The sequence below is a fragment of the Citricoccus zhacaiensis genome (assembly GCF_014645315.1).
Taxonomy (GTDB): domain Bacteria; phylum Actinomycetota; class Actinomycetes; order Actinomycetales; family Micrococcaceae; genus Citricoccus; species Citricoccus zhacaiensis.
The window spans coordinates 17,289-42,496 of record NZ_BMLQ01000003.1 but is presented as its reverse complement, the minus strand read 5'-3'; the positions used below and the strand labels follow the sequence as shown (position 1 = coordinate 42,496).

The window sequence follows — 25,208 nt, the reverse complement described above, 5'->3', positions numbered from 1 at the left end:
CGTCAGCCGTTGTCCCGGTACCGGGTCCGCGCGTACTCCTGATAGGGGGCCGGGGCCACGGTGGCGCGGATCCTCACCTGCCGGTGGCCCTGGTCCACCTGGGGCTTGCGGGAGACCGGGTCCTCGCCCCAGACGACTTCGACCTCTTCGCCGTCCGCGATGGTCGCGTCCAGGGTGGCCAGGGACATGTACAGCTGGGGGAAGGCCACGTAGCCGGCATCCGTGGAGATGCCCACCCGCTGCGAGCCCCGCACCACCTCGTCCATCTGATAGAAGCCGTACCGTGCCTTCGGGAAGTCCAGGTACTTGGCCGGGGTCCCCTCCTCGACCTGGGATCTCACGACGCCGGCCACATCGTCCGCGTTCCACAGCAGTGTGACCTTGCGCCGGGTCTGGTTCTCGGCATGCCGCTCCAGGGCCTCGCGGCCGTGGAAGTCGTGGTCGAACCGCACCGAGCGACCCAGCCCGAAATCGTAGGGCGTGGCGTAGTAGTCCTCCACATTCTCGGAGTGGAGAGAGCCGCCGATCGACCCGGCCCGGGCCGCGGGCAGCCACTGCCGGTATTCGGCGAAGTCCTCACCGAAGATCGCGGGGAACGGCGTGGGGATCCAGCCGGATTCCAGGGGCGAGCTCGAATAGGCCTTGGCCCCGACGAGGTGGAGACCGAACTCCTGACCGGCCTCCACCAAGGCCGCGTGGACGGCCTCATGGTCCTCCCAGGGCCCGTAGAACTCGAAGCCGGGCTGGCCGGCCATCCCGTGGCGCAGGGCCTTCACCGTGCGACCGGCGATCTGCACCTCGGCGATGTGGAAGAACTTGACCTCCGGCACGGGGCCGCCGAACACCTTCTCCATCACCCGGTCCGCCTCCGGGCCCTGGAGTTCGTAGCGGTAGAGGGTGGGCGGGCCGGAGCGCATGTTCGAGTTCGGGTCCAGCCGGTGGTGCACGTCCCGGCCGGCGGCCTGCGCCTTCTCCACGGTGAACCGCACCCAGTCGATGAGGATGTGGTGCCCCACGAGCACCAGGCCCTCGCGCTCCTCGGAGTGGTAGAACAGGATGCCGTCCCCGATCAGGTAGCCGTCCTGGTTCACGGAGATCAGCTGCTTGGCCACCCCGGGGCGGAAGGTGACGAACGTGTTCGGGGAGATGGACGCCAGCAGCGGCAGGAGATCGGCCCCGCCCAGGAACAGCTGGGTCATGTGGTGGGACTGGTCCATCAGCGCCACGGTGGTCCGCCAGGCCCGCTGTTCGTCGCGCCAGTTGGTGAACTCCGGGGTGATGGGGAAGGTGATGGACGGCCAGTCCTGGTTGCGCAGGAACTCGACGGGGTTTCCGGTCCGTTCGATGGCCTGGGCGAGTGATTCAGTGGCTTCGGTCTGTGACATCGTGATGATCCTCCCGATCGGGACGGGCCTCGATCCCACGGACAGTCGTCAGGGGATCCACGAGGCCGGTGCGTCCAACCTAGACAGGACGGCCGGTCAGCGAAACCGGCGTTCCCCTTGAAAGGAAAAGTGTCCCCGGCTTCGGCCGGATGATGTCAGAGTGATCGCCATCACACTGTCCAGCCGGACGGGGTGACGTCATCCCCGACCGTTCACCGCCCAGGAGCCACCCATGGCCATATCTCGCCGTATCATCCGCACCGCGCTCACCACCCTGACCACCCTCGCCACCGCGGGACTGTTGCTGACGGGTTGTTCCGGCGGCAGCCCGAGCGGCACGAGCTCCTCGGCTCCAGCCGAGAACGCCGCAGCTGGCACGGAGGAACTGACGCCGGTGACCGTCGGCCTGCTGCCCATCGCGACCTCGGCCGCCGTTCCCCTGGGGATCGACGAGGGGATCTTCGAGAAGCACGGACTCGACGTGACCATCCAGCAGGGCCAGGGTGGCGCGGCCCTCCTGCCGGCCGTGTCCAGCGGAACGGTCGAGTTCGCCGTCGGAAACCCCCAGTCCATCCTGCTGGCCAACAGCCAGGGCCTGGACATCAGGATCATCGCCGGGTATTCCACCAGCTACGAGAACGTCGACGACCCGGAGGACCAGGCCCCCAGCGGAGTCATCGCGCTCGAGGAGTCCGGCATCTCCTCCTGGGCGGACCTGGAGGGCAAACGCGTGGCCGTCAACACGCTGAACACCCAGGGGCATCTGACCATCATGCAGTCCGTGGAGGCGGACGGCGGCGATCCTGAGCAGGTGGAATTCACGGAGATCGGGTTCCCGGACCAGTTGGCCCAGCTCGAGCAGGGGAACATCGACGCCGCCTGGATCCCGGAGCCGTTCCTCAGCCAGGGCCGCGCCCAGGAGGGCGTCCAGTTCATCGGCGATTCCCTGCGCGCCATCGACGGCCTGTACTCGATGGTGACGTTCACGAACGGCGACTACGCCGAGGCGAACCCGGAGGTGGTGGCGGCCTTCCGGGACGCCATCACGGAATCCACCGAACTGGCCATGGCGGATGAGGACGCCTTCCGGGAGGCCATCGTCGACTACACCGGCATGGACGCCGCGGTGGTGGACTCACTCAACCTGGAGTACCTCTCCGGGGAGCTCGACCGCACCATCCTCGAGGACCTCAGCGCCACCGCCCACAAGTTCGGCTTCCTGGACTCCGAGCCCGACCTGGACCAGACCATCCTGGACTGAACCATCCTCGACCCCAGGACGAACCCGTCCTGGGACGGCAGACACGCTCACGGATGCGGCCCCGGTCCGGCAGGATGCCGGACCGGGGCCGCGGCGGTCAGCCGAACTGCCGGCGCAGGTCCGGCTTGCGGATCTTGCCGGAGGCGGTGCGCGGCATCTCCTCGGTGAACACCACGGACTTCGGGATCTTGTAGCGGGCCAGCGTGCCGTTGAGATGCCCGATGACCTGTTCCTCGGTCAGCTCATGACCGTCCCGGACCACGATCACCGCGCGCGGGACCTCGCCCCACTTCTCGTCCGGAACGCCGATCACGGCCACGGCGGCCACGCCGTCCAGCTGGGAGATCTCCTGCTCCACCTGCGCCGGGTAGATGTTCTCACCACCCGAGATGATCATGTCCTTGAGGCGGTCGGAGATGAACACGAAGCCCTCCTCGTCCCGGTAGCCCATGTCCCCGGTCTTGAGCCAGCTGCCGTCCTCAGCCTCCACGAAGGATTCCGCCGTGGCCTCCGGGCGATTCCAGTAGGCCTTGATGACGTTGGGGCCCTGAACCTGGATCTCGCCGACCTCCCCGGGCGCGCAGACCTCCCCCATCGGGTCGACGATCCGCACGAAGGTGTGGAACTGCGGCAGGCCCGCGGACCCCTGCTTGGGCCGCGAGTAGCGGGCGGGCAGGGTGGTGGCCCCGGGCGACGTCTCGGTCATGCCGTAGCCGTTGGTGAAGGACAGGCCCTTCTTCTCGTAGGCCTCGAGCACGCGCAGCGGCACGGCGGAGCCGCCGCAGGTGAGCTGGCGCAATGAGGAGATGTCCGCCGACTCCCAGTTCGGGTGCTCGGCCAGCAGCTGATACGTGGTCGGCACCCCCGAGATGAAGGTGGCCTGGTGCTTCTCGATCAGCTCGAGCACGCGCCCGGGCTCGAACCGCGGTTCCAGCACCAGGGTGCCGCCCTTGAGCAGGGTCGGCAGCGCACCCATCCCGAGGGAGGCGACGTGGAACATCGGGGCGATCATCAGGGCCACCGAGTCGGACATGATGTCGAAGTCCGTGATGACGTTGAAGGAGTTCCAGGTCAGGTTGCCGTGCGTCAGCATGGCGCCCTTCGGCTTTCCCGTGGTGCCGGAGGTATAGAGGATGATCGCCAGGTCCTCCAGGTCCACGGCCACGTCTGGGTGGACCGGCTCACCGGAGAGCAGCAGGTCCTCATACTCCAGGGCCGGCAGGTCCCCCTCCTGCCGCTCGGCCGGCACCGGCGTGCCGTCCTGGACCAGGGCCAGGAGCCCGACGCCGGTCCCCCGGCTTCCCGAGACCGCCAACGGCTCCATGGTGGCCGACGCCAGGAGCACGGTGGAGCCCGAGTCATCGAGGGCGAAAGCGATCTCCGGCGGTGCCAAGCGGGTGTTGAGGGGCACGAACACCGCACCGAGGGAGCCCACGGCGAACAGGGCCTCGAGGAACGAGGGGTGGTTCTCACCGAGGTAGGCCACGCGGTCGCCCTGCTTCACGCCGCGCCGGGATAGGGCGTCCGCCAGGCGGTCGATGCGAACGGCCCAGTCGTCATAGGTCAGCTCGCCGGCGGCACTGATGACGGCGACCCGCCCTGCGGACTTGATGCGGCGGCGGTGGATCCAGTCCCCGATTCCACGGTTGTTCATGCGTTCCTACTCCTAGCGGCGGTATGGCGTACGGCTGTTGTGCGGCGGACCACACTCACCCTCATTGTGCGCCATTCCATTGAGTATTTCAACGATTGTGGAGAACATTCGTGGCACGCGCCTCCCGCCTCCGCGAACGACGCCGGCCCCGCCCGGAGAACGGGAGGGGCCGGCGTCGCAGGGTGCGCATGCGGTGGGGATGGGGTTACTGGCCCGCGCCGTCCACCATGAGGTCACCGGTCGCGGGGATCTCCTCGATCAAGCCCATCTCCTGGAGGATCTCAGCCATGCGCTCCAGGGAGGCGATGTTGTGCAGTTGCGGGAACAGCGGCATGGTCAGCTCCTCCACGATCTCGGGGTCAATCGAGGTGTAGCTGGACAGGATGGCCTTGGCCTCGTCCGGGTGGTCCGTGGCGTACTGCTGGGACTCCTTCATGGCCTCGGTGAACTGCTCCACCAGCTCGGGCTCCTGCTCCATCATCTGGTCCGTGGTGAAATAGCCGGAGACGGACAAGTCCTTCACCGGCTCGGCGAAGAAACCATAGATGTTCCGGGCGCCGCCCTGCTCAGCCATGGTCACGAAGGGTTCAACGGCAGTGATGGCGTCCACGTTGCCGGCCTCGAGCTGGGCCTGCATGTCCGGGAAACCCACCTCAACGAAATCCACGTTCTCCACATTGCCGCCGGCCTGCTTGATGCCCTCGTAGGTGGTGGCGTGATTGATGTTGTTGAGCGTGTTCACGGCGACGCGCTTTCCCTCCAGGTCCTCCACCCCCTGGATGTCGGAGTCCGCCGGGACCATGATTCCGGCCGCGTCGTCTTCGCCGTTGCCGGTGGACTGCGGGCCGGTGGCCACGATCTTCAGCGGCAGGCCGGCGTCGCGCCCGATGATCAGCGATGCGACATTGGAGAAGCCGAAGTCCATCTGCCCCGACTGCACCGCCGGCACGATCGCCGCACCACCCTGGGCCAGGGTCAGCGTGACATCCAAGCCGTGCTTCTCGAAGATGCCCTCGTCCACACCGAGGTAGATGGAGGCGACGTCGACGATCGGGATGACCCCGACCTCGATGGGGGTCAGCTCGCCGGCGCCCCCGGATCCGCCGTCGGTGGCGGGAGCGGATCCGTCTCCGGCCTCATCCGAGGGGGAGCCGGAACCGCAGCCGGTCAGGGCGAACAGGGCTGCCGCAGTGACCGCTACGGTACGTAGTCTTCTGGTGAACATGGCGAGTCTTCTCCTGTGCGAACAGCGAACCGGCCGGGCCCACCGCGGAGACCCGGCCGGTGCGGTGGTGGACAGCCGTTACTGGACGATCAGGTCCTCGGTCGCCGGGATGGCGTCGATCAGACCGGACTCCAGGGACAGCTCGGCGATCTTCTCGAGGGAGGCGATGTCATGCTCCTGCGGGAAGCGCGGCATCGTCAGCTCGTCGATCACGTCCTGCTCCAGCGAGGTGTAGCTGGGCAGCACTGCCTTGGCCATGTCCGGATTGTCCGTGGCGAACTGCTGGGACTCCTTCATCGCGGCGGTGAAGGAGTCCACCAGCTCCGGATCCTGCTCGATCTTCTGGTCCGTGGTGAAGTAGGCGGCGATCGAGAGGTCCGGCACGGGCTCGGCGTACTGACCGTAGACGCGCTTGGCGCCGGCGGCCTCGGCCAGGGTCACGAACGGCTCCACGGCGCCGATGGCGTCCACGTTGCCGGCCTCCAGCTGGGCGACCATGTCCGGGAAGGCCATCTCGACATACTCGATGGACTCCGGGTCCCCACCCTCCTGCTTCATGCCCTCGGAGATCACGGAATCGTTGATGTTGTTCAGCGTGTTCACGGCGATCCGCTTGCCCTCGAGATCGGCCAGGCTGGTCGCATCGGAGTCCGCCGGGACCATGACATGGGCGAAGTCGTCCTCACCGTCACCGGTGGTCTGCGGGCCGGTGGCCACGATCTTCAGCGGCAGGCCGGCGTCGCGCCCGATGATCAGGGAGGTGACGTTGGAGAAGCCGAAGTCCATCTGCCCGGACTGGACGGCCGGCACGATCGCCGCTCCACCCTGGGCCAGGGTCAGGGTGACGTCGAGACCGTGCTCCTCGAAGATCCCCTCCTCCACGCCCAGGTAGATCGGGGCGACATCGACGATCGGGATGACGCCGACCTCGATGGGGGTCAGCTCGCCGGAGGCGGCCGGCTCGGATCCCTCGGCAGGGGCGGTGGTGGTGCCACCCTCCGTCGGCGACCCCGAACCGCAGGCGGTCAGGGCGAGTAGGGCGGCTGCACTGACGGCGGCCACGCGAAGTTTCCTCATCATGATGGTGCTCCTGGAGGGCAAAGTGCGAGATGGCACCGGCCGGGGGTGGACGGATGCCTGTAATGTGAGACACAGCCTAGTCAGCCGTGATCCCGGCAGACAAGAGATTCTCATGATTTTGTCAACAATATTGTTTGTCACCCAGATCGTGGCGTGTCAGGAGGCTCGATGATGAACGGAACCGAGACCGAACTGGCCCCTCCCCAGGTCTTCCGCAGCCTCGCGGTCCGCCGCCTGCTGAGCCTGCACGGCCAGCTCTGGACCGAGCACGTCTCCACCGAGAACACGAGCATCCAGTTCGGGCTCCTGCTCTGCCTCGGCCGCTCGGAGTCCGGCCTCAGCCAGACCGAGATCGCCGCCCAGCTCGCCGTGGACAAGGCGTCCCTGACCGAGCTCGTCAGCCGCATGGCCTCCCGCGGACTGGTCAGCGTGCACCGGGATGCCCGGGACGGCCGCCGCCGCGTGGCCACCCTGACCGAGTCCGGGCATGACCTGCTCCAGGAGATGTACGGGCCGGCCCTAGAGGTCAACCGCCGGCTCTTCACGCCGCTGACCGAGGCCGAGAGCGACCAGTTGATGGGCCTGCTGGAGCGCGTCCTCGCCGAGCACTCCGCCTGAGTCGGACCGGGCCGAACCTCACAGCACGGCGCAGCGCCCCGGACCACGAGATCCGGGGCGCTGCGCTGCGAAGGCGAAGGGCCGGCGTCGGGCCCGCCACCGGTGTTACTGGATGAACAGCTTCGCTGGATCCGGAGCCTCGTCGATGAAGCCGTACTTCACGGCCAGCTCGGCCGTCTTGTTGAGCTGGTCGGTGCGGATCTCGCCGCTGAGCTCCTCCATCTTGAGGTTCTGAGCGACCTCCTCCGGCAGGTCGATGAAGTCCGGCAGCAGGGCCCGAGTGCCCTCCGGGTCCTCTTCCGAGGCCGCCAGTGCCTCCGTCATCGCCGCGGCGAAGTCGGACACGACCTCCGGGTTCTCCTCGGCGTAGGCCCCGGAGGTGAAGGTCACCATGGTGGGCATGCCGGGGATGGCGTCCTGGAAGGAGTAGCCGACCAGCTGGTTGGCCTCGTCCGCCAGCACGCTGCTCAGGAACGGCTCGGGCACCCAGATCGCGTCCACGTTGCCCTGCTCCAGCTGGGCGGGCATGTCCGGGAAGGGCATCTCGGTGAACTCCAGGGCCTGCGGATCCGCACCGGCCTCCTCGGCGTCGGCCATGATGGTCAGGTCGCCGAGCGTGCGCAGGGCGTTGAGCGAGGTGACCTTGCCCTCCAGGTCCGCATAGCCCTCGATGCCACTGTCCGCCTTGGTCACCACGCCGGCGATGTCATCACCCTCGGCCAGCGAGTTGGAGTACCCGGCCGCGATGCGCATGTCCAGGCCCTGGTCCACCGCGGTCATCACGGACAACGGGTTACCCACGCCGAACGTGATCTGCTGGTTGGAGACGGCGGGCAGCATGGCGGCGCCGGCGTTCTGGGTCGAGAGTTCGACCTCGAAGCCGTGCTCCTCGAAGATGCCGTTCTCGATGCCGTACTGGACACCCACCGAGGGGGCGATCGGCAGCACGCCGACAGTCACCGGGGTGAGCTCCCCGGAGGTGCCGCCGCCTTCGGAAGCGCCGGCCGACGTCGAGCCGCCGCCCTCACCGGTCGGCGAGCCCGAACCACAGCCGGTGAGGGCCAGGCCCGCCACGGCGACGGTGGCCATGAGGGATGCGAACTTCTTGTTCATGGATTTCTCCTGGGTTCGTGCCCGGCGGGGGTGCCGGGCTGCGAGAGCCTGAGCGCGGGTGCCTCAGGCGTAGAAGCGGGACAGGAACGTCGCGACGACCGCGGGACGCTCCTGGCCCTCGATCTCGATGGTGCCGTCAGCCACCAGGTGCAGGCCGTTGCCCTTGACCTCGGAGACCTCCTTGACCGTGATCTGCATGCGGATGCGGGAGCCGACCGTCACCGGGGAGGTGAAGCGGACCTTGTCGAGGCCGTAGTTGACCTTGGTCTTGACGCCCGTGACGTCGAACAGCTCGGACCAGAACGGGATGATCAGGGACAGGGTGAGGAAGCCGTGCGCGATGGGTGCTCCGAAGGGACCGTCCTTGGCGCGCTCGGGATCGGTGTGGATCCACTGGTGGTCATCGGTGGCATCGGCGAAGGTGTCGATCATCTGCTGGGTGACCTCGCGCCACTCGGTGACACCCAGGTCCGTCCCGGCAAGGTTCTTAACCTCGTCGAAGGGGACGACGGTCTTGGCAGTGGTGGTTTCGCTCATGGTGTTTTTCTCCTTGGAACTGTGTTCTACATCACAATAGTTGGAAAGTGCAATGGTCTCGGTCCATCGGTGATGAATTCGTGACCCTGCGCTCGAGAGGGAGGGTTCTAGACGAAGGCCCCGACCCCGGTGATGGCCCGCCCGACGATCAGGGCATTGACCTCGTGGGTGCCCTCGTAGGAATAGACGGCCTCCGCATCCGCATGGAAACGAGCGACGTCGGTGTCCAGGGTGATGCCGTTGCCGCCGCAGACCTCACGGGCCAGCGCCACGGTCTCCCGCAGCCGCAGGGCGGTGAACATCTTGGCCAGCGCCGAGTTCTCATCCTTGAAGGTGCCGGCCGCCTGCTGTTCGGTCAACTGCACCACCATGCCCAGCGAGGCGGTGAGGTTGCCGAGCATCGTCGCCAGCTTCTCCTGGATCAGCTGGAACCCGGCGATCGGCCGGCCGAACTGCTCCCGCGAGCGGACGTAGCGCAGGGCGGCCTCGAAGGCGCCGGCCTGGGCGCCGGTGGCCATCCAGGCGACATCCGAGCGCATGCTGCGCAGGCACCGGCTGACGTCCTTGAAGGAGTTGATCCCCTGGAGCCGGTCCGCCTCCTCCACCCGCACGTCCGTGTAGGTGATGTGCGCGTTCTGCATGATGCGCAGGCTGGCCTTGTTCCGGATCAGTTCCAGCGTCACGCCCTCGGCCTCACGCGGGACGAGGAAGCACTTGACCTCACCGTCCGCCTCGTCCCGGGCGAAGGTCGCCAGCACGTCCGACTCGAAGGCCCCGCCGATCCAGCGCTTGGCGCCGTTGATCAGCCACGACCCGTCCTGCTGGCGCCGCGCCGACGTGGCCAGTCCGCCGGCCACATCCGAGCCGTGGTCCGGCTCAGTCAGGGCGAAGACACCGGTCAGGGAGTAGTCCACGATCTTCGGATCCAGCTCCGCCACCTGCTCCTCGGAGCCACCCAGGCGCACCGCGGTGCGGAACAGCCCGGCCTGCGCGTTGAAATAGGTGCAGACATTCAGGTCGGTCCGCGCGAGCTCGAAGTTCCGGAAGCCCGTGAGGATGTCCCGGAGGGGCTCGCCGGCAGCCTTCAGTGCCGGCGGGTCCATCAGCTGCAGGTCACGCAGGGGCTGGCGGATCTCGTCCGGGAACGTCGCCGCATCCCAGTGCTCGTTGAGGTGTGGCTTGACCTGCTCGTCGAGGACGGTGACCAACTCTGACAGCACGGACCGCTCGGCCTCGGTGAGGCGCTCGGCGAAGCCGTACAGGTCAGACGGGGTCACCGTCCCGCTCACGGGTTCACGCATCCCGGGCCCCTGAGGTGGAGCGTCCGGTGGAGCCCAGGCCGAGCAGCCGGACCGCGTTGTCCTTGAGGATCAGCGGCCGGACCTCGTCCTTCAGGGGCAGGTCCGCGAAGGCCCGCATCCACTTCTCCGCCGTGATGAGCGGGAAGTCGGTACCGAACAGCACCTTGCGGGACAGCACGTTGTTGGACTGGCGCACGAGCGACTCCGGGAAGTACTTCGGCGACCAGCCGGAGAGGTCGATGTACACGTTCGCCTTGTGGGTGGCGATCGAGTTGGCCTCGTCCTGCCACGGCACCGAGGGGTGGGCCATGATGATCGGCAGGTTCGGATGGTCCGCCGCCACCTCGTCCAGCAGCAGCGGATTCGAGTACTTGAGCTTGATGCCGCGGCCTCCCGGCAGCCCGGCACCCATGCCGTTCTGTCCGGTGTGGAAGATGCACGGCAGCCCGATCTGCTCGAGCTCGGCCCACAGGGGGCGGAACTGCTCATCCGAGGGGTCGAACCCCTGGACGGAGGGGTGGAACTTGAAGCCGCGCACCCCCAGCACGTCGGCCTGGCGGCGGGCCTCGATCAGCGCCGCCGGGCCCTTCCGGGGGTCCACGGAGCCGAACGGGATCAGCACGTCATTGTTCCGGGCGCAGCCGGCCACCAGGTCGTCGATGGAGTTCGGCGCGTGATTCATCTGGGTGCTGGCATCCACGGTGAAGACCACCGCGGCCATCTTCTGCTCGCGGTAGATCTCACCGATCCGGTCGATCGACGGGGTGCGCTCCTCGGCCTTGAAGTACTTCGAGGAAGCCTCCATGACGTCCTCCGGCATGGACACGTGGCCGCAGTCGTCCACTTCCAGGTGCACGTGCATGTCGATGGCGGTCACCGCCTCGACGTCCACCCGGCATTCGTACCGGACGGCGCCTCCCGTGCCCTCAGTGCTCCCTGAGCTCCCGGCGCTCCCGGTGTTGGCGCTCATGCCCGCGCTCACTTGGCCGTCTCGGGCTGCAGCTCGGCCGGCAGCTCCGGCATCTTCTCACCCACGGACTGCAGGTTGGACTCGAGGAGTGCCTTGCCCTCGGCGAGCATGGTCGCGTAGTCCCATCCGCCATCGTGGAACTTGGTGGCCACGGGCTCCGGGTGGGACCAGACCTGCAGGCGGTCGCCGCCGACGCCGATGGCCTGGCCCGTGATGCCGGCAGCCTCCTCCGAGGACAGGAAGGCGATGACGCCGGCCACGTCCTGGGCCGGCCCGAAGCCAAGCTCCTTGCGGAAGAACTCCGGCATGGCCTCGCCGCGCTCGTCCGCCTCCACGGCCGCCTTGAAGAACGGGATGGTCTTGGTCATGGCGGTGGCCGCCACCGGGATGACGGCGTTGACGGAGACGCCGGCCTTCTTCATCTCCATCGCCCAGGTGCGGACCATGCCCACGATCCCGGCCTTGGCGGCGGCGTAGTTGGTCTGACCGAAGTTGCCGCGCTGGCCGGTCGGGGAGCCGATCGTGACGATCCGGCCGGCGACACCGTTCTCCTTGAAGTAGGCGTAGGCGGAGCGGACGCACGTGAAGGTGCCCTTGACGTGCACGGTGAAGACCAGGTCGAAGTCCTCGTCGGTCATCTTCAGCAGGGACTTGTCCCGCAGGATGCCGGCGTTGGTGACCAGGATGTCCAGGCCACCGAAGGTCTCCACGGCGGTCTTGACCAGCAGGTCGGCGGTCTCGGAGGAGCCGACGGGGGCCACCACAGCTGCAGCCTTACCTCCGGCCTCGGTGATGGAGGCGACGGCGGAGTCGGCGATCTCCTGGTTCACGTCATTGATGATGACCGAGGCGCCCTGGCGAGCCAGTTCCTGTGCGTAGGCGAGGCCGAGGCCTGCTCCGGATCCGGTGACGATGGCTACCTTGCCGTTCAGGGACATGGGTTCTCCTTGCGTGGTGGGGGTTCAGATCGGTGGATCGGAACGATGCTCGAGTGCTTCGGTGCAAGCGCCCGTCGGCGCTTCTGGAGTCCATGACAGCCCATACCGTTGAGAAAGTCAATGATGTACATTCACTAACAACACTCTGAGTCCGGCCGCCCCAGGGGTTGCGCGGCTACACTTGAACAAATCAACGATGTGACGAACGGTTGCGAGAAACGCATGTCTACTTCCACCGACAAGGCCCCCCACGGCTCTGCCGCCACGGCTAGCGCCGCGGCCGCAACCTCCGCCCCCACGGCACCGGCACCGGCGGGCACCAGTGGTGCCGGCGACACTGCCGGCGAGGTGACGGACGGAATCGAGCGTTTCCTGTGCTCCAACGTCGCCGAGCAGATCCACTTCCTGACCTCGCGCGCCCGCGGCCGCGGCATCAGCCACGCCAACCACCAGCTGGAGGGGATGGACCTGAAGGTCCGCCAGTTCTCCGTGTTGTCCCTCGCAGCCAGCGGGCAGAACCCCTCCCAGCGCGAGATGGGCGTGTTCCTGGCCCTGGACCCCAGCCAGATCGTCGCCCTCGTGGACAACCTGGAGCAGCGCGGCGCCGTCCTGCGGGAGACCGACCCTCGGGATCGGCGCTCCAAGATCATCGTCGCCACGGACGCCGGCCGCGACCTCCACGCCCGGGCCCTGAAGATCCTGGAGGACTCGGAGGACTACACCCTCTCCACACTGTCCCCGCGCGAGCGCAAGCAGCTGCGCTCCCTGTTGCTCAAGATCGCCTTCTAGCACCGCACCCCGCCTCTCACGACGTCGGCCACGCACCCCGGGGCTCACAGCCCGGGCGCGTGGCCGGCGTCGTTTTAGCGCGCCCGGACACGACCATCGCTCCTCAGACGTGAACAACTCAATGGTTGACTTTCTCAAGAGAAATGTGTTTCATATACGTATCGTGTTACAGGTCACAGCAGGGTCGGGACACCGCCCAGCACGAACCGCACTTCCCCGTCCAGACTGGAGCACTTCTTGTCCACCGACACCACCACGGCCGCCGCGCCGGACCTGGCGTCGCTCGACCCGGCCACCAAGCGCCGAGAGTCCCGCCGCGTCATCCTCTCGAGCTATCTCGGCTCGACGATCGAGTTCTACGACTTCCTGCTGTACGCCTCCGCCTCGGCGCTGGTGTTCCCCACGGTCTTCTTCACCGGCCTGGATCCGTTGGCCGGCGCCATCGCCTCCTACGGCACCTTCGCCGCCGGCTACCTCGCCCGCCCACTCGGCGGGGCGATCTTCGGCCACTTCGGGGACAAGCTCGGCCGCAAGAAGATGCTGGTGCTGTCCATGCTCATCATGGGTGTGGCCTCCACCCTGATCGGCCTGGTGCCCGGCGCCGCGACGATCGGCGGCTGGGGCGCGGTCATGCTGGTCTTCCTGCGCGTCTGTCAGGGCATCGCGGTCGGCGGTGAATGGGGTGGCGCCGCCCTGATGGCCCTGGAGCACTCCGAGGGCGGCAAGCGTGGCTTCGCAGCCTCCTTCACCAACGCCGGCGCCCCCACCGGCGCCGCCCTGGGCACCTTCATCCTTGGCACGTTCTCCGCCGTCCTCCCACAGGAGGAGTTCCTGTCCTGGGGCTGGCGGGTGCCGTTCCTGCTGTCCTTCGCCCTGCTGATCGTCGGCATGGTCATCCGCGCCAAGATCAGCGAGTCCCCGATCTTCGAGGCCGCCGCCGCCCAGGCCGAAGCCTCCGGCGAAAGGCGGAAGCTGCCGATCTGGGAGGTCCTGCGCCGCCCCAAGGCCCTGCTGCTGACCATGTTCGCCGGCGCCAGCGGGTTCGGGCTGCAGGTGCTGCTGTCCACCTTCGCCGTCCAGTACTCCACGGATGCCGGTACCGAGCGCTCCTCGGTGCTCTACGCCTTCGCCCTGGCCTCGATCTTCTCGATCTTCTTCGTGGTCTGGTTCGGGCACCTCTCCGACCGCTTCGGCCGCCGCCCGGTCATGATCGCCGGACTGATCCTGTTCGTCGGCTTCCTGTTCCCGCTGTTCGGCATGCTCACCTCCACGAACTGGATCGTGCTGCTGCTGGCCTTCACCATCGCCCTGGGCCTGCACGGCATGATCTACGGCCCGCTGGCCGCCTTCATCGCCGAACAGTTCGGCACCGGATCGCGCTACACCGGCGCCTCCCTGGGCTACCAGCTGGCCACCCTGCTCGGCGCCGGCTTCACGCCCACCATCCTGGCCACCCTGTACGCCGGGCCGGGAGGCGGCACCTCGATCGTGCCGGTGGCCGTGTTCCTCGGCGCCATGGCCGTGGTCTCCATCGTCGCCCTCGTGCTGACCCGCGAGTCCAAAGACCACGACCTCACCACCCACGAGCACTGATCCCGTTTCGAGGGCAGAGAGGAACAGCACGACGCCGGCTGCGCACCCAAGGTGCGCAGCCGGCGTCGTGCTGTGCGCTGGGCCTGAAGCCGGCCCTCTGGCCGGAGATCGGAGTCGAACCGAGCGATCCGGTCCGGGTCAGGCGGTCGGAGTTTCCTCACCCCGGACGTCCCCCGGCCCCGGGACCTCAGGCATGCCGGCGCCGCGGACCGCCTTCTCGACGTCCGTCTCCGCCGGGGTCGAGAGGTAGCGCTCGAGGGAGTCATCCAGTTCCTGCAGCCAGGTGGTGTGGTGCTCGGCGGCCAGGGAACCGGTCATCACAGAGCGGTAGGGCTTGTCCCGGTAGGTCAGGATGTTCTTCTTCTTGTCGTCCTTCCAGGCCAGGAAGATCCGCACCACCTCGTCCAGGTCGAACATCGGGTAGTCGGTGGCCTCGATCAGGTCCCGGATGTACTCGGCCTGGAAGCGCACGGCATCCGCGTCGCCACCGACCCCCTGGAAACGCCGGTGCCAGTCCTGCAGGTGCTCGGCGCGCTCCGCCGCGGTGGGCAGCTCGGCACGGCCCATGATGAGGTCACGGACATACCAGGCCTGCGCGTCGAACATGTTGAAGGTGAACCACTGGTCCTGGGCGCCCAGGTAGTAGACCTTCGGGTTCCCCTGCCACACCACTCCCCGGTACAGCCCCGCCGGGTAGATGTTGTTGCCGGACTGCAGGGCGAGGTTCGAGGGCAGGAACGGGTACTTGTGCAGGTAACCCGTGCACAGGATCACCGCGTCGAACTCGCGGGTCTCGCCGTTGGAGAAGTGCGCCGTGGTCCCCTCGAAGCGCTCGAGGAGCGGCAGCTCCTCCATGCCCTCCGGCCAGTCGTAGCCCATGGGGCCGGACCGGTAGGACATGGTCACCGAGCGGGCGCCCATCTTGAACGCCTGCACGCCGATGTCCTCGGCCGAGTAGGACGCACCGATCAGCAGCACGCGCTGGTCCGCCAGCTTCTCGGCGCCGCGGAAGTCATGAGCGTGATGCAGGGTGCCGGGGAACGTCTCGATGCCCTGGAACTCCGGGACATGCGGGAAGGAGAAGTGCCCGGTGGCCACGATGACGCGGTCGAACTCGGAGGAGGTGGTCCGGTGGTTCTTCAGGTCCTCCACGGTGACGGTGAAGATGTCCCGGTCCTCATGGTGCTCGACCCAGCGGACCGCCGTGGAGAACCGGACCTTGTCCTTGACGTTCGTCGTCCGGACCCGGCCGTCGATGTAGTCCCACAGGACCTCACGCGGCGGGTAGGAGGAGATCGGGCGGCCGAAGTGCTCGTCGAAGGTGTACTCGGCGAACTCGAGCGCCTCCTTCGGGCCGTTCGACCACAGATTGCGGTACATCGAGGAGTGCACGGGCTCGCCGTACTGGTCGATGCCCGAACGCCAGTCATAGTTCCACTGACCGCCCCAGTCATCCTGCTTCTCGTAGGCGACGACCTCCGGGATCTCCTCCCCCGCCCGTTCAGCGGACTCGAAGGCCCGCAGTGCGGCGATGCCGCTCGGTCCAGCTCCAATGATCGCGATGCGCTGTCTAGCCACAGCTTCCCTTCCGGCCGGCGACGGCCTTGCTCATTCCTCGACGGGAGCCGGCGGAAGCACGTCGAACACGGGCGCCACGTGGGCGCGCCTCGGCCTCAACACCGGATCCTCACATCCACCCGGGCAGCAGCCGCACCGACGTTCCGCGCCGGCCTTCACTGACCCACCACCCAGGGTGCGGCGCCCAGGCTGGGCGCACTCAAGTTGCTTACTTTAGCAAACAGGCCCGGACCACAGCACGACGCCGGCCACGCACCCAGGGTGCGCAGCCGGCGTCGTGCAGTGGGGCCGGGGAGACCCCGGCGGGCTCAGGTCGAGCGGGAGCAGTGGTGGCGGATCAGGCCCCGACCGTCTCGAAGGTGACCTCGGGGTGCGCCTCGCGGAGCTCCTCGAGGGTGATGCCGTGGAGCTCGCGGACCTTGACGATGCCGGAGGAGTCCAGCAGCAGCACGGCCCTGTCCGAGTAGATGCGGGACACGCAGCCCACCCCGGTCAGGGGGAAGGTGCACTCGGGCAGCAGCTTGACGTCTCCCTTCTTGGTGAAGAGGTCCATCATCACGTAGGTGTCCTTGGCGCCGATCGCCAGGTCCATGGCGCCGCCCACGGCGGGGATGGCGCCGGGCTTGCCGGTGGACCAGTTGGCCAGGTCGCCCTGGGCGGAGACCTGGTAGGCACCCAGCACACAGACGTCCAGGTGGCCGCCGCGCATCATGGCGAAGGAGTCGGCGTGGTGGAAGTAGCTCGCCCCCGGCAGCTCGGTCACGGGGATCTTGCCGGCGTTGATCAGGTCCCCGTCGATCTGGTCCCCGGTGGCCTGCGGACCGAAGCCGAGCATGCCGTTCTCGGTGTGCAGCGTGACCTTCTTCTCCGGGGAGAGGTAGTTGGACACGGTGGTCGGCTGGCCGATGCCGAGGTTCACGAAGGACCCGGGCTGGATGTCCTCGGCGATGACCTGGGCCAGTTCGTCCTGGGTCAACGGGGCGTCGGTGCTGCGGAACTCGCTCATCTCGCTCATCCTCACTTCTCGGCGGCCAGCTCGGCCGCGGTCTTGGTGGCCAGGCAGGGCTTGGGCTGGCCGGCGGCGAGGGCTGCGCGCTCCTCGCGCTCCTTCACGCCGGACTCGGTCGGGATCCCGACGACGGTGTCCACGTAGATGCCCGGGGTCACCACGTGCTCCGGGTTCAGCGACTCCTCGAGGACCTCGTCCACCTGCACGATCGTGTGGGCGGCGGCGGTGGCCATCACGGGGCCGAAGTTGCGGGCGGTCTTGCGGTACACGAGGTTGCCGGCCGGGTCCGCCGCGTAGGCCTTGATCAGGGCGAAGTCGCCGCGGATCGGGGACTCCAGCACGTAGTGCCTGCCGTCGATCTCGCGGACCTCCTTGCCCTCGGCCAGCTGGGTGCCGTAGCCGGTGGGGCTGAAGAAGCCGCCGATGCCGGCCCCGGCGGCGCGCATGCGCTCGGCCAGGTTGCCCTGCGGGACGAGTTCAAGCTCGATCTCACCGGCACGGTAGGCCTCGTCGAAGTGCCAGGAATCGGACTGGCGCGGGAACGAGCAGATGATCTTGGCGACCCGCCGCTCCTTGATCAGCAGGGCCAGGCCGGCGTCGGCCTGACCGGCGTTGTTGTTCACCACGGTCAGTCCGGTGGCGCCGGAATCCATCAGGGCGTCGATCAGCTCCATCGGCTGGCCGGCATTGCCGAATCCACCGATCAGCACCGTGGCGCCGTCGGTGATCCGGGAGACGGCCTGGGCGGCCGAGTCCACGAACTCAAGCATCGTTCCTCCTTGTAGCGGGGATGAGAGGGGTCTGGTTTTCAGTCGATTTGGGGTGGGTGTTGGGCTCCCAGACCCACCCCACGTCGCCTGAAAACGCGAGGGGGTGGGGTCAGCGGGCGTTGACGTTCTCGAGGACCACGGCGAGGCCCTGGCCCACGCCGATGCACAGGGCGGCGACGCCCCAGCGGTCGCCGGAGGCCTCGAGGCGGCGGGCCAGGGTGCCGAGCACGCGGGCGCCGGAGGCTCCGAGCGGGTGGCCGATGGCGATGGCCCCGCCCCACGTGTTCACGATGTCCAGGTCCACGCCCCAGGCGTCCGTGCAGGCCAGCGACTGGGCGGCGAAGGCCTCGTTGAGCTCCACCGCCGCGATGTCGTCCCAGGTGATACCCGCGCGCGCGATGGCCTGGTTGACGGCGTCCACCGGGGCGTAGCCGAAGTACTGCGGCTGGTTGGCGGCGGCGGCGCGGCCGGCGATGCGGGCGAGCGGCTGCAGGCCGAGGATGTCCGAGGCCTTCTCCGAGCCCAGCCAGGCTGCGGAGGCACCGTCGTTCATCGGGGAGGCGTTGCCGGCAGTGACCATGCCGTTCTCCTTGCGGAACACGGTGCGCAGGTCGGACAGGGACTCGGCGGTGGAGTCGGGCCGGATGGTCTCGTCCCGGGTCAGGTCCACGTCCGGGACCTGCACGGTCAGGTTGTCATACTTGCCCTCGTCCCAGGCCTTCGCGGCCAGCTGGTGGGAGTTGGCGGCGAACTCGTCCATGCGCTCACGGGTGATGCCGTACTTCTCCCGCAGCTGCTCGGTGGCCTCACCGAGGGAGACGGTCCATTCCTTCGGCATGTTCTTGTTGATCAGGCGCCAGCCGAGGGTGGTGTTGGCCAGCTCGAGGTTGTGCATGGGGAACGGGCGCTCGGTCTTGGGCAGCACCCAGGGAGCGCGGGACATGGACTCCACGCCGCCGATGAGCATGACGTCGGCCTCGCCCACGTTGATCTGGCGGGAGGCGATGATGGCGGCGTCCAGCGAGGAGCCGCACAGGCGGTTCACGGTGGTGCCGGGAATCGAGGTGGGCAGTCCGGCCAGCAGGGTGGCCATGCGCGCGACATTGCGGTTCTCCTCGCCGGCGCCGTTGGCGTTGCCGAAGACGACCTCGTCGATGCTGGCCAGGTCGCCGTCCAGGCCCGTGCCCTCGGTGTCCGGGGCGTCGGGCAGCAGGCCTGCCAGCTTCGGGGCCCGCTTCACGGACTCGCGGACGACGACGGCGGCGAGGTCGTCCGGACGGGTCTTGGCGAGGGCACCTCCGACCTTGCCGAAGGGGGTGCGGACGGCATCGTAGAGATAGGCGTCCTGAAGGGTGTTCTGGGCGGAGGGGGTGCTCATGGCGGTTCCTTTCAGAGGTCCTTGCCGGCGGCCAGGTCCTCGTCCACTTGGGCGAAGACCTCCTGGGCCAGCTTGAAGGCGATGTTGGCGGCGGGGACGGAGGAGTAGACGGCGGTCTGGAGCAGGATCTCCTTGATCTCATCCCGGGTCAGGCCGTTCCGCAGGGCCGCGCGGAGGTGCATGGCGGCTTCGTCCCAGTATCCGCCTGAGACCATCGCGGAGATGGTGACGGCCGAACGCATCTTGCGGTCCAGGCCCGGCCGGGTCCAGATGGTTCCCCAGGCGTAGCGCGTGATGAGGTTTTGGAAGTCCTCGGTGGTCTCGTCCTTGTTGGACTCGGCCCGGTCCACGTGGGCGGTGCCGAGGACCTCGCGGCGCACGGCCATGCCGGCGTCGTAGACCTCCTGGGAGGTGCGGTCCATCTGGTGTCCCACGGGCTGGCCGGTCTGGTTCTCACTCATGCGGTGAAGGCCTCCTTCAGGATGGCTGCGGTCTCGGCGGGCTTCTCGATCGGCGCCTGGTGCGCCACGTTCTCCAGCACATGGGCCTGACCGGAGGCGACGCCGGCCGCGATCGCCTCGCCGTCGGCCGGCGGGCAGACCCCGTCCTCGGCGCCGTGGAGAGCCACGATCGGGACGGTGATCTCTCCCAGGCGCTCGCGCACGTCGAAGCCGCCGAGGGCCTCGCACAGCCGGGCGTAGGAGAAGCGGTCGGCCTCCTGCAGGGTGTGCAGCAGGCGGGTGGTGCGCTCGGCGTGCTGCTCGATGAATCCCGGGGCGAACCACTTCTCGGCGGAGCCGGCCACCATGGACGGGGTGCCGGCGGCCTCCACGAAGGTGGCGCGCTCCTGCCAGGCCTCGGTCTGGCCGATCTTTGCGGCGGAGCAGATCACGGCGATGCCGTCGAACAGCTCCCCGTGGTCCAGGCCGAGCTGCAGGGCGACCGCCCCGTTGATGGACACGCCGGCGTAGTAGACCTTGGCCCCGGCCGGGATGGTCCCGGCCGCATGCTGGGCCTTCACCAGGTCGGCCACGGCGTTGGCCAGGTCCCCGATGGCGATCGGCTCGTTGTGGGCCGGCGACTGGCCGTGGCCGGGCAGGTCCCAGCCGATGACCTGGAAGCGGTCCGCCAGCTCATTGGCGGCCTCCGCCCAGAGGGCCTGGACGCCGGTGCCCAGGCCGGCCCCGACGAACAGGACGTCCTTGTCCGGGGCGGCCTCGCCCTCGCCGGAGAGGCGGATGGCGGTGATCTCGGGTGTGCTCACGTGGTGCTCCATTCTGCGAAATTGCGGTACTCGGCCACCAGACGGTCCACCAGGGTGGTGGCCTCGCCGGTGTAGTTGGCGGGGTCGAGCAGGCCGTCCAGCTCGGCGTCCGAGACGGTGTCCGGTAGGGCGGCGCGCAGCAGGCTCCGGAAGTCGTTCCCCGGTTGCTGGCTGTGCTGCGACTCCAGGCTGCGGTCCACGATCTCCTGCAATCGCTCCTTGCCGGAACGTGCCGGGCCGGAGCCGGGCTCGCCGCCGGCCTGCTGCTCGAGGAGCGGGGCGAGTTCGGCCATGAGCCGCTCGGAGACCAGCAGGGGCCCCACTCGGTTCAGGTTCTCGGCCATGCGGTCCGTGTTGACACGCAGGCCGGAGACGAGTTCCGCCGTCCGGGCGGCGGCTCCCCCGGCGGTGCGCATCAGCTGGCGCAGGGCGGGCCACTCGGCGTGCCAGGCCCCGTCCGGGCGTTCCTCGTTGGCGGCGCCGGCGGCGGTGAGGACCTGTGCGAGGGTGCCGGGGGCACCGAGGGCGCCGGCGTGGATCATCACGGACAGCACGGGGTTCTGCTTGTGCGGCATCGCGGAGGATCCCCCGCGGCCCGCCACCAGCGGTTCGCCGAGTTCGCCGTTCTCGATCCGGGCGGAGATCAGCACGTCATTGGCGATCTTCCCGCAGGCCGCGACCACATCGGCCAGCGCTGCGGCCAGCCCGGTGATGGGCATGCGGTTGGTCTGCCATGGTCCGGCGGGGGCCGTCAGGCCCAGTCGCTGCGCCAGGTCCTCGACGAGGGTGAAGGCATCAGTGCCGGCATCCAGCGTCCCGGCGGCCCGGGCCCTGGCCACGCGGCCGGATAGGGCGGCCATGGTGCCCGCGGCGCCGCCCCACTGGATCGGCAGGTCCGCGGTGGCGTCCTCGAGCCGGCGGCCGGCCTGGGCCAGTCCGGACATCCAGCCGGCGGCACGCAGGCCGAAGGTGGAGGGCAGGGAGTGCTGCGCGAGGGAGCGGGCCACCATCGGGGTGGCCCGGTGCTCGGTGGCCATCGCGGCCAGGGATCCGACGGCGGCGCGCAGGTCCCCCAGGATCGTCGCGGCGACCTGGGCGGCCATCCGCAGCATGGCGGTGTCCATGATGTCCTGGCTGGTGGCCCCCACGTGGATGGCGGAGGACACGGCTGACTCAGTCGGTGCGGCCTGCGCGGCCCGGGCCCGCATGGCCTTCAGCGCCGGGATGAGGACGTTCCCGCCGTTCTGGCCGGCGTGGGCGAGCCCGATCAGGTCGTAGTCCGCGAGGTGGCGAGGGTCGGCGGCCTCGGCGGCGGCCTCGGCCTGGACGGCGGTGACCATCCCGTGCTCGGCGAGGACGGCGGTCCACGCGGCTTCGACCTGCAGCAGGTGGAGCAGGTAGTTCGCGTCCGAGGACTGGAGCACCGCGGTGGTGCCGGAGGACAGCGGGTCCAGCAGGCCGGCGTCGGCCTCCACGGCCAACGCCGTCAGTCCGGACACTCCGGGCAAACCAGCCAACCCGTCCAAACCAACTGAACCGGCTGGGCCGGCCGAACCGGACGCGGTGGCCTGGTGTTCTGACGGCGACGCGGGCGTGGACATCGGTGGGCGCTCTCCTGGGATGGTGGGGTTGTTTCTAGGCTATCCGCACCGATGGCCCGGCGGGCCTTTGCGTCCGTTCTCGTCACGGAGGCGCAGGTCCCGCCGGGCCATCAGGCGGCGGCGTGCCGGGTGGTGCCGGCACTCATCCTTCGGAACCGGATCAGTCGTGCACCGGGTACTCGATGCCGGGGAACTGCAGGAAGACGGTCTCCTGCTCGCCCTGCAGGTGGATGTCGAACCGCAGGGTGCCATCGGCCTCACGCTCGGCGATCAGCGTCTGGCGGCGGTCCGCCTCCACGGAGGAGAGCAGCGCGTCCTTCTCGAGGGCGACGGTGTCCTCCGGCAGGTAGATCCGGGTGTGCAGCTTGTTCATCAGGCCGCGGGCGAAGACCACCACGTGGATGAACGGCGCCTTGCCCTCTTCCGTGGGCCCCGGGTTGACGGTGGAGAAGGTGTAGGTGCCCACGTTGTCCGCGGTGGCCCGTCCCCAGCCGGTGAAGGTCCAGCCGTCGCGGACGAGGGAGCCGGTCTCCTGCGGGATCTGCCCGTTCTCGTCGGCCTGCCAGATCTCGATCATGGCGTCCGGGATCGGGTCCCCGGCGCCGTCGTAGACGGTGCCGGTCAGGCGCACGGCCTTCGGGCTGGCAGGGTTCACGAGGTGCTGGCCGTCCCGGAAGGGAATGTGCACGTTCTCGTATCCGGAGGCGTAGCCGAAGAACGGGCCGATGGTCTGGCCCGGGGTCGGCACCAGCTTCTCGCTCCCGTCGCGTGCCGCGGCCAACTGGTTCTGATCAATGCGCATCGGTGTCGCCCTCCATCCAGGTGCGGTTGCTGCCGGTCAGGACGATGTCCCAGTAGTAGCCGGTGTTCCACTCGTGCGTGGAGACGTTGTGATCGTACGTAGCGACCAGGCGGTCGCGGGCCTTCTGGTCCGTGATCGACTGGTAGATCGGGTCCAGGCTGAACAGCGGATCGCCCGGGAAGTACATCTGGGTGATCATGCGCTGGGTGAAGTCCGTGCCGAACAGCGAGAAGTGGATGTGCGCCGGACGCCACGCGTTGTGGTGGTTCTTCCACGGGTACGGGGCCGGCTTGATGGTGGTGAACTCGTAGAAGCCCTTGTCATCGGTGATGGTGCGGCCCACACCGGTGAAGTTGGGGTCCAGCGGCGCCGGGTGCTGATCGCGCTTGTGCACGTAGCGGCCGGAGGCGTTCGCCTGCCAGATCTCCACCAGCTGGTTGCGCACCGGGCGGCCGTCGCCGTCCAGCACGCGGCCGCGGACGACCATGCGCTCGCCCAGCGGCTCGCCGTTGCCCTGGACGGTCAGGTCGGACTCCAGGGTGTGGACGTCCCGGTGGCCGAAGGCCGGGGACCACAGCTCGATGGTCTCCGGGTCGGTGTGGTGCATGTCCTTGGTGGGGTGGCGCAGCAGGGAGCTGCGGTACGGCGGGAAGTTCACGCGCGGCTGGGTCTCCCCGGACGCCGAGTCGTGGATGTCCTTGATCTCGGCGCTGATGGTCTCCTGGGAGTCCTGCGTCGCGGCGGGGTCGAGCACGTGGCTGTTGTCAAAGGTCTCGTCGTCCTCGACGACGGGTCCGGTGTTCTCGGTGATGTCATTGCTCACGGGCTGCTCCTTTCTACGGTTCTGGTTCTGCAGTGGGCGGATTGGAGGATGGTGGTGCGGTGGTGCGGTGAGGAGACCGGGCCCGACGTCGGCCGGTCCCCTCCAGCGCCGGCCCGCGGGCCGGCGTCGGGCACCGGTCAGGCGTGCGGCCAGCCGGTGTACGACTCGGCCAGGTACTGCTGGCCGTAGCGCGAGGAGGTGACGGTCTCGAGCTCGCCGAGGGCGCGCTTGGTCTCGAACGGGTGGGCGTCCTTGCGGGTGTGGAGCATGGACGTCATCCAGTAGGAGAAGTTCTGCGCCTTCCAGACGCGCTTCAGGGCGGTCTCGGAGTAATCGTCCAGCAGCTCGCGGGAGCCGGTGGCGTAGAACGAGTCCAGGGCCTCGAACAACACCTTGATGTCCGCGAACGCCAGGTTCAGGCCCTTGGCTCCGGTCGGCGGGACGGTGTGCGCGGCGTCCCCGGCCAGGAACATGTTGCCGTGGCTCATGGGCTCGCGGACGAAGGAGCGGAAGCCGAGCACCGTCTTGTCGAAGATCGGGCCGGTCTTGAGCTGGAAGCCGTCAGGGCCGTCCACGCGCTTCTGCAGCTCGGACCAGATCCGGTCGTCCGACCAGTCCTCGGTCTTCTCCGCCGGATCGCACTGGAAGTACATCCGCTGGACGTTCGCGGAGCGCTGGGAGATCAGGGCGAAGCCGTGCGGGGAGTTCGCGTAGATCAGTTCCGGCGAGGACTTCGGGGCCTCGGTGAGGATGCCGAACCAGGCGAAGGGGTACTCGATCTTGAAGTCCTGGTGGCCTTGTTCCTGGCCCACGGCGCGGCGGCAGAAGGAGCGGGAGCCGTCAGCGCCCACGAGGATGTCGCAGTGGACCTCGTGGACGGCGTCCGGGTCGGCACCGGCGGAGACGTCCTTGTAGCGGATCTTCGGGGTGTCCGACTTCAGGTCCGCCACCTCGATGACCTCGGACTCGTAGCGGATGTCACCGCCGTCCCGCTTCCGGGCCGCGGCCAGGTCGATGAACACCTCGTTCTGGGCGTACAGGGTGACCGTGGCGTCCACGAGGTCCGGGAAGTTCAGCGGGTGGGACTCCCCGTTGAAGCGCAGGTCGATGCCCTCGTGCTCGTCACCGTGGGTCAGCACGCGACCGTCCACGCCGGACTCCGTCAGCATCTTCACGGCCTGCTGTTCCAGGATTCCCGCGCGGTGGGTGTTCTTGATGGTCTCGTGGTCCCGCAGTTCGATGACCACGTTCTCGATGCCCTGCTTCGCCAGCAGGTGGGAGAGCAGCAGCCCGGCCGGGCCGCCCCCGACGATGCCCACCTGCGTCCGGGTGACCTGGGGCGTATCTGCTCTGTCCGCGTTGTCTGCGTTGGCTGTGCTGGCGGCCATTCCAACTCCTTCGTTGTGCCGGGCTCCGCGGGCGGACGGGGCCTCACCGCGCGGGGATGTCGTCAAGGCCGCGGGCTGCAGGGCCGGGCCTTCTGCCACCAGTGTGATGGAGCGTACAGGCGATTGACGGA

Annotated in this window: 23 protein-coding genes; 4 read left to right on the top strand and 19 right to left on the bottom strand. The window is 68.4% G+C overall.

From position 1 onward, the window contains the following. Nucleotides 1-2 precede the first annotated feature (2 nt). Nucleotides 3-1,385, bottom strand: coding sequence for an aminomethyl transferase family protein (locus IEX49_RS05785; RefSeq protein WP_188805143.1), 1,383 nt, complete (start codon nt 1,383-1,385; stop codon nt 3-5). A 232-nt stretch (nt 1,386-1,617) separates the two neighbouring features. Between IEX49_RS05785 and IEX49_RS05780 the strand changes: the two genes are divergently transcribed. Beyond that, nucleotides 1,618-2,646 (top strand): ABC transporter substrate-binding protein, encoded by a 1,029-nt coding sequence (locus IEX49_RS05780; protein WP_188805141.1) that lies wholly within the window; start codon nt 1,618-1,620, stop codon nt 2,644-2,646. A 97-nt stretch (nt 2,647-2,743) separates the two neighbouring features. Here the strand turns inward: IEX49_RS05780 and IEX49_RS05775 are convergent, their stop codons facing one another. From IEX49_RS05775 to IEX49_RS05765, 3 genes are all read right to left on the bottom strand, one after another. Continuing rightward, nucleotides 2,744-4,300, bottom strand: coding sequence for an acyl-CoA synthetase (locus IEX49_RS05775; protein ID WP_188805139.1), 1,557 nt, complete (start codon nt 4,298-4,300; stop codon nt 2,744-2,746). 205 nt (nt 4,301-4,505) lie between these two features. After that, nucleotides 4,506-5,525, bottom strand: a complete 1,020-nt coding sequence (locus tag IEX49_RS05770; protein WP_188805137.1) for an ABC transporter substrate-binding protein — start codon at nt 5,523-5,525, stop codon at nt 4,506-4,508. 78 nt (nt 5,526-5,603) lie between these two features. Beyond that, the gene (locus IEX49_RS05765) at nt 5,604-6,605 is read right to left on the bottom strand and encodes an ABC transporter substrate-binding protein (RefSeq protein ID WP_188805135.1); all 1,002 of its coding nucleotides are present in this window, start codon (nt 6,603-6,605) and stop codon (nt 5,604-5,606) included. Nucleotides 6,606-6,773: 168 nt separating this feature from the next. On the opposite strand from IEX49_RS05765, the gene IEX49_RS05760 reads away from it, so the two are divergent. Then, on the top strand, nt 6,774-7,223 hold the full coding sequence (locus tag IEX49_RS05760; protein ID WP_188805134.1) for a MarR family winged helix-turn-helix transcriptional regulator: 450 nt from the start codon (nt 6,774-6,776) through the stop codon (nt 7,221-7,223). A gap of 105 nt (nt 7,224-7,328) precedes the next feature. Here IEX49_RS05760 and IEX49_RS05755 read toward each other — a convergent pair whose 3' ends face one another. The 5 genes from IEX49_RS05755 to IEX49_RS05735 all read right to left on the bottom strand — a co-directional run bounded on the left by IEX49_RS05755 (nt 7,329) and on the right by IEX49_RS05735 (nt 12,082). Beyond that, the gene (locus IEX49_RS05755) at nt 7,329-8,336 is read right to left on the bottom strand and encodes an ABC transporter substrate-binding protein (protein ID WP_188805132.1); all 1,008 of its coding nucleotides are present in this window, start codon (nt 8,334-8,336) and stop codon (nt 7,329-7,331) included. A gap of 63 nt (nt 8,337-8,399) precedes the next feature. Beyond that, entirely contained in the window at nt 8,400-8,873 is a 474-nt protein-coding gene (locus tag IEX49_RS05750; RefSeq protein WP_188805130.1) for a MaoC family dehydratase, read from the bottom strand. A gap of 107 nt (nt 8,874-8,980) precedes the next feature. Then, nucleotides 8,981-10,174 (bottom strand): acyl-CoA dehydrogenase family protein, encoded by a 1,194-nt coding sequence (locus IEX49_RS05745; protein ID WP_188805128.1) that lies wholly within the window; start codon nt 10,172-10,174, stop codon nt 8,981-8,983. After that, a complete protein-coding gene (locus IEX49_RS05740; RefSeq protein WP_188805126.1) occupies nt 10,167-11,144 on the bottom strand; it encodes an amidohydrolase family protein in 978 nt (325 codons plus the stop codon). Before IEX49_RS05740 ends, IEX49_RS05745 begins: the two co-directional genes overlap by 8 nt. 8 nt (nt 11,145-11,152) lie before the next feature. Then, nucleotides 11,153-12,082, bottom strand: a complete 930-nt coding sequence (locus tag IEX49_RS05735) for an SDR family NAD(P)-dependent oxidoreductase (protein WP_188805125.1) — start codon at nt 12,080-12,082, stop codon at nt 11,153-11,155. A 222-nt stretch (nt 12,083-12,304) separates the two neighbouring features. Between IEX49_RS05735 and IEX49_RS05730 the strand changes: the two genes are divergently transcribed. Both IEX49_RS05730 and IEX49_RS05725 read left to right on the top strand, forming a co-directional pair. Then, complete coding sequence (locus IEX49_RS05730; protein ID WP_188805123.1) at nt 12,305-12,871, top strand: MarR family winged helix-turn-helix transcriptional regulator; 567 nt, start codon at nt 12,305-12,307, stop codon at nt 12,869-12,871. 237 nt (nt 12,872-13,108) lie between these two features. Continuing rightward, on the top strand, nt 13,109-14,464 hold the full coding sequence (locus IEX49_RS05725) for an MFS transporter (protein WP_188805122.1): 1,356 nt from the start codon (nt 13,109-13,111) through the stop codon (nt 14,462-14,464). Nucleotides 14,465-14,602: 138 nt separating this feature from the next. Here the strand turns inward: IEX49_RS05725 and IEX49_RS05720 are convergent, their stop codons facing one another. From IEX49_RS05720 to IEX49_RS05675, 10 genes are all read right to left on the bottom strand, one after another. Beyond that, nucleotides 14,603-16,042 carry a trimethylamine monooxygenase gene (locus tag IEX49_RS05720; protein WP_188805120.1) on the bottom strand — a complete coding sequence of 480 codons (1,440 nt, stop codon included), beginning with the start codon at nt 16,040-16,042 and terminating at the stop codon, nt 14,603-14,605. A 337-nt stretch (nt 16,043-16,379) separates the two neighbouring features. Beyond that, nucleotides 16,380-17,057 (bottom strand): 3-oxoacid CoA-transferase subunit B, encoded by a 678-nt coding sequence (locus IEX49_RS05715; protein ID WP_229672307.1) that lies wholly within the window; start codon nt 17,055-17,057, stop codon nt 16,380-16,382. A gap of 2 nt (nt 17,058-17,059) precedes the next feature. Then, entirely contained in the window at nt 17,060-17,821 is a 762-nt protein-coding gene (locus tag IEX49_RS05710) for a 3-oxoacid CoA-transferase subunit A (RefSeq protein WP_188805118.1), read from the bottom strand. A gap of 109 nt (nt 17,822-17,930) precedes the next feature. Next, nucleotides 17,931-19,199: a thiolase family protein gene (locus tag IEX49_RS05705; RefSeq protein ID WP_188805115.1), complete on the bottom strand. Its 1,269-nt coding sequence runs from the start codon at nt 19,197-19,199 to the stop codon at nt 17,931-17,933. 11 nt (nt 19,200-19,210) lie between these two features. Continuing rightward, the gene (pcaC, locus tag IEX49_RS05700; protein WP_188805113.1) at nt 19,211-19,660 is read right to left on the bottom strand and encodes a 4-carboxymuconolactone decarboxylase; all 450 of its coding nucleotides are present in this window, start codon (nt 19,658-19,660) and stop codon (nt 19,211-19,213) included. Then, complete coding sequence (locus IEX49_RS05695; protein ID WP_188805111.1) at nt 19,657-20,463, bottom strand: alpha/beta fold hydrolase; 807 nt, start codon at nt 20,461-20,463, stop codon at nt 19,657-19,659. The genes pcaC and IEX49_RS05695 overlap by 4 nt, the downstream gene beginning before the upstream one ends. Then, nucleotides 20,460-22,064: a lyase family protein gene (locus IEX49_RS05690; protein ID WP_188805109.1), complete on the bottom strand. Its 1,605-nt coding sequence runs from the start codon at nt 22,062-22,064 to the stop codon at nt 20,460-20,462. Before IEX49_RS05690 ends, IEX49_RS05695 begins: the two co-directional genes overlap by 4 nt. Nucleotides 22,065-22,224: 160 nt before the next feature. Continuing rightward, nucleotides 22,225-22,866, bottom strand: a complete 642-nt coding sequence (pcaG, locus tag IEX49_RS05685) for a protocatechuate 3,4-dioxygenase subunit alpha (RefSeq protein WP_188805107.1) — start codon at nt 22,864-22,866, stop codon at nt 22,225-22,227. After that, entirely contained in the window at nt 22,856-23,620 is a 765-nt protein-coding gene (gene pcaH / locus IEX49_RS05680; protein ID WP_159555139.1) for a protocatechuate 3,4-dioxygenase subunit beta, read from the bottom strand. Before pcaH ends, pcaG begins: the two co-directional genes overlap by 11 nt. 206 nt (nt 23,621-23,826) lie before the next feature. Next, nucleotides 23,827-25,077, bottom strand: coding sequence for a 4-hydroxybenzoate 3-monooxygenase (locus IEX49_RS05675; protein WP_188805105.1), 1,251 nt, complete (start codon nt 25,075-25,077; stop codon nt 23,827-23,829). Between the last annotated feature and the right edge of the window lie 131 nt (nt 25,078-25,208).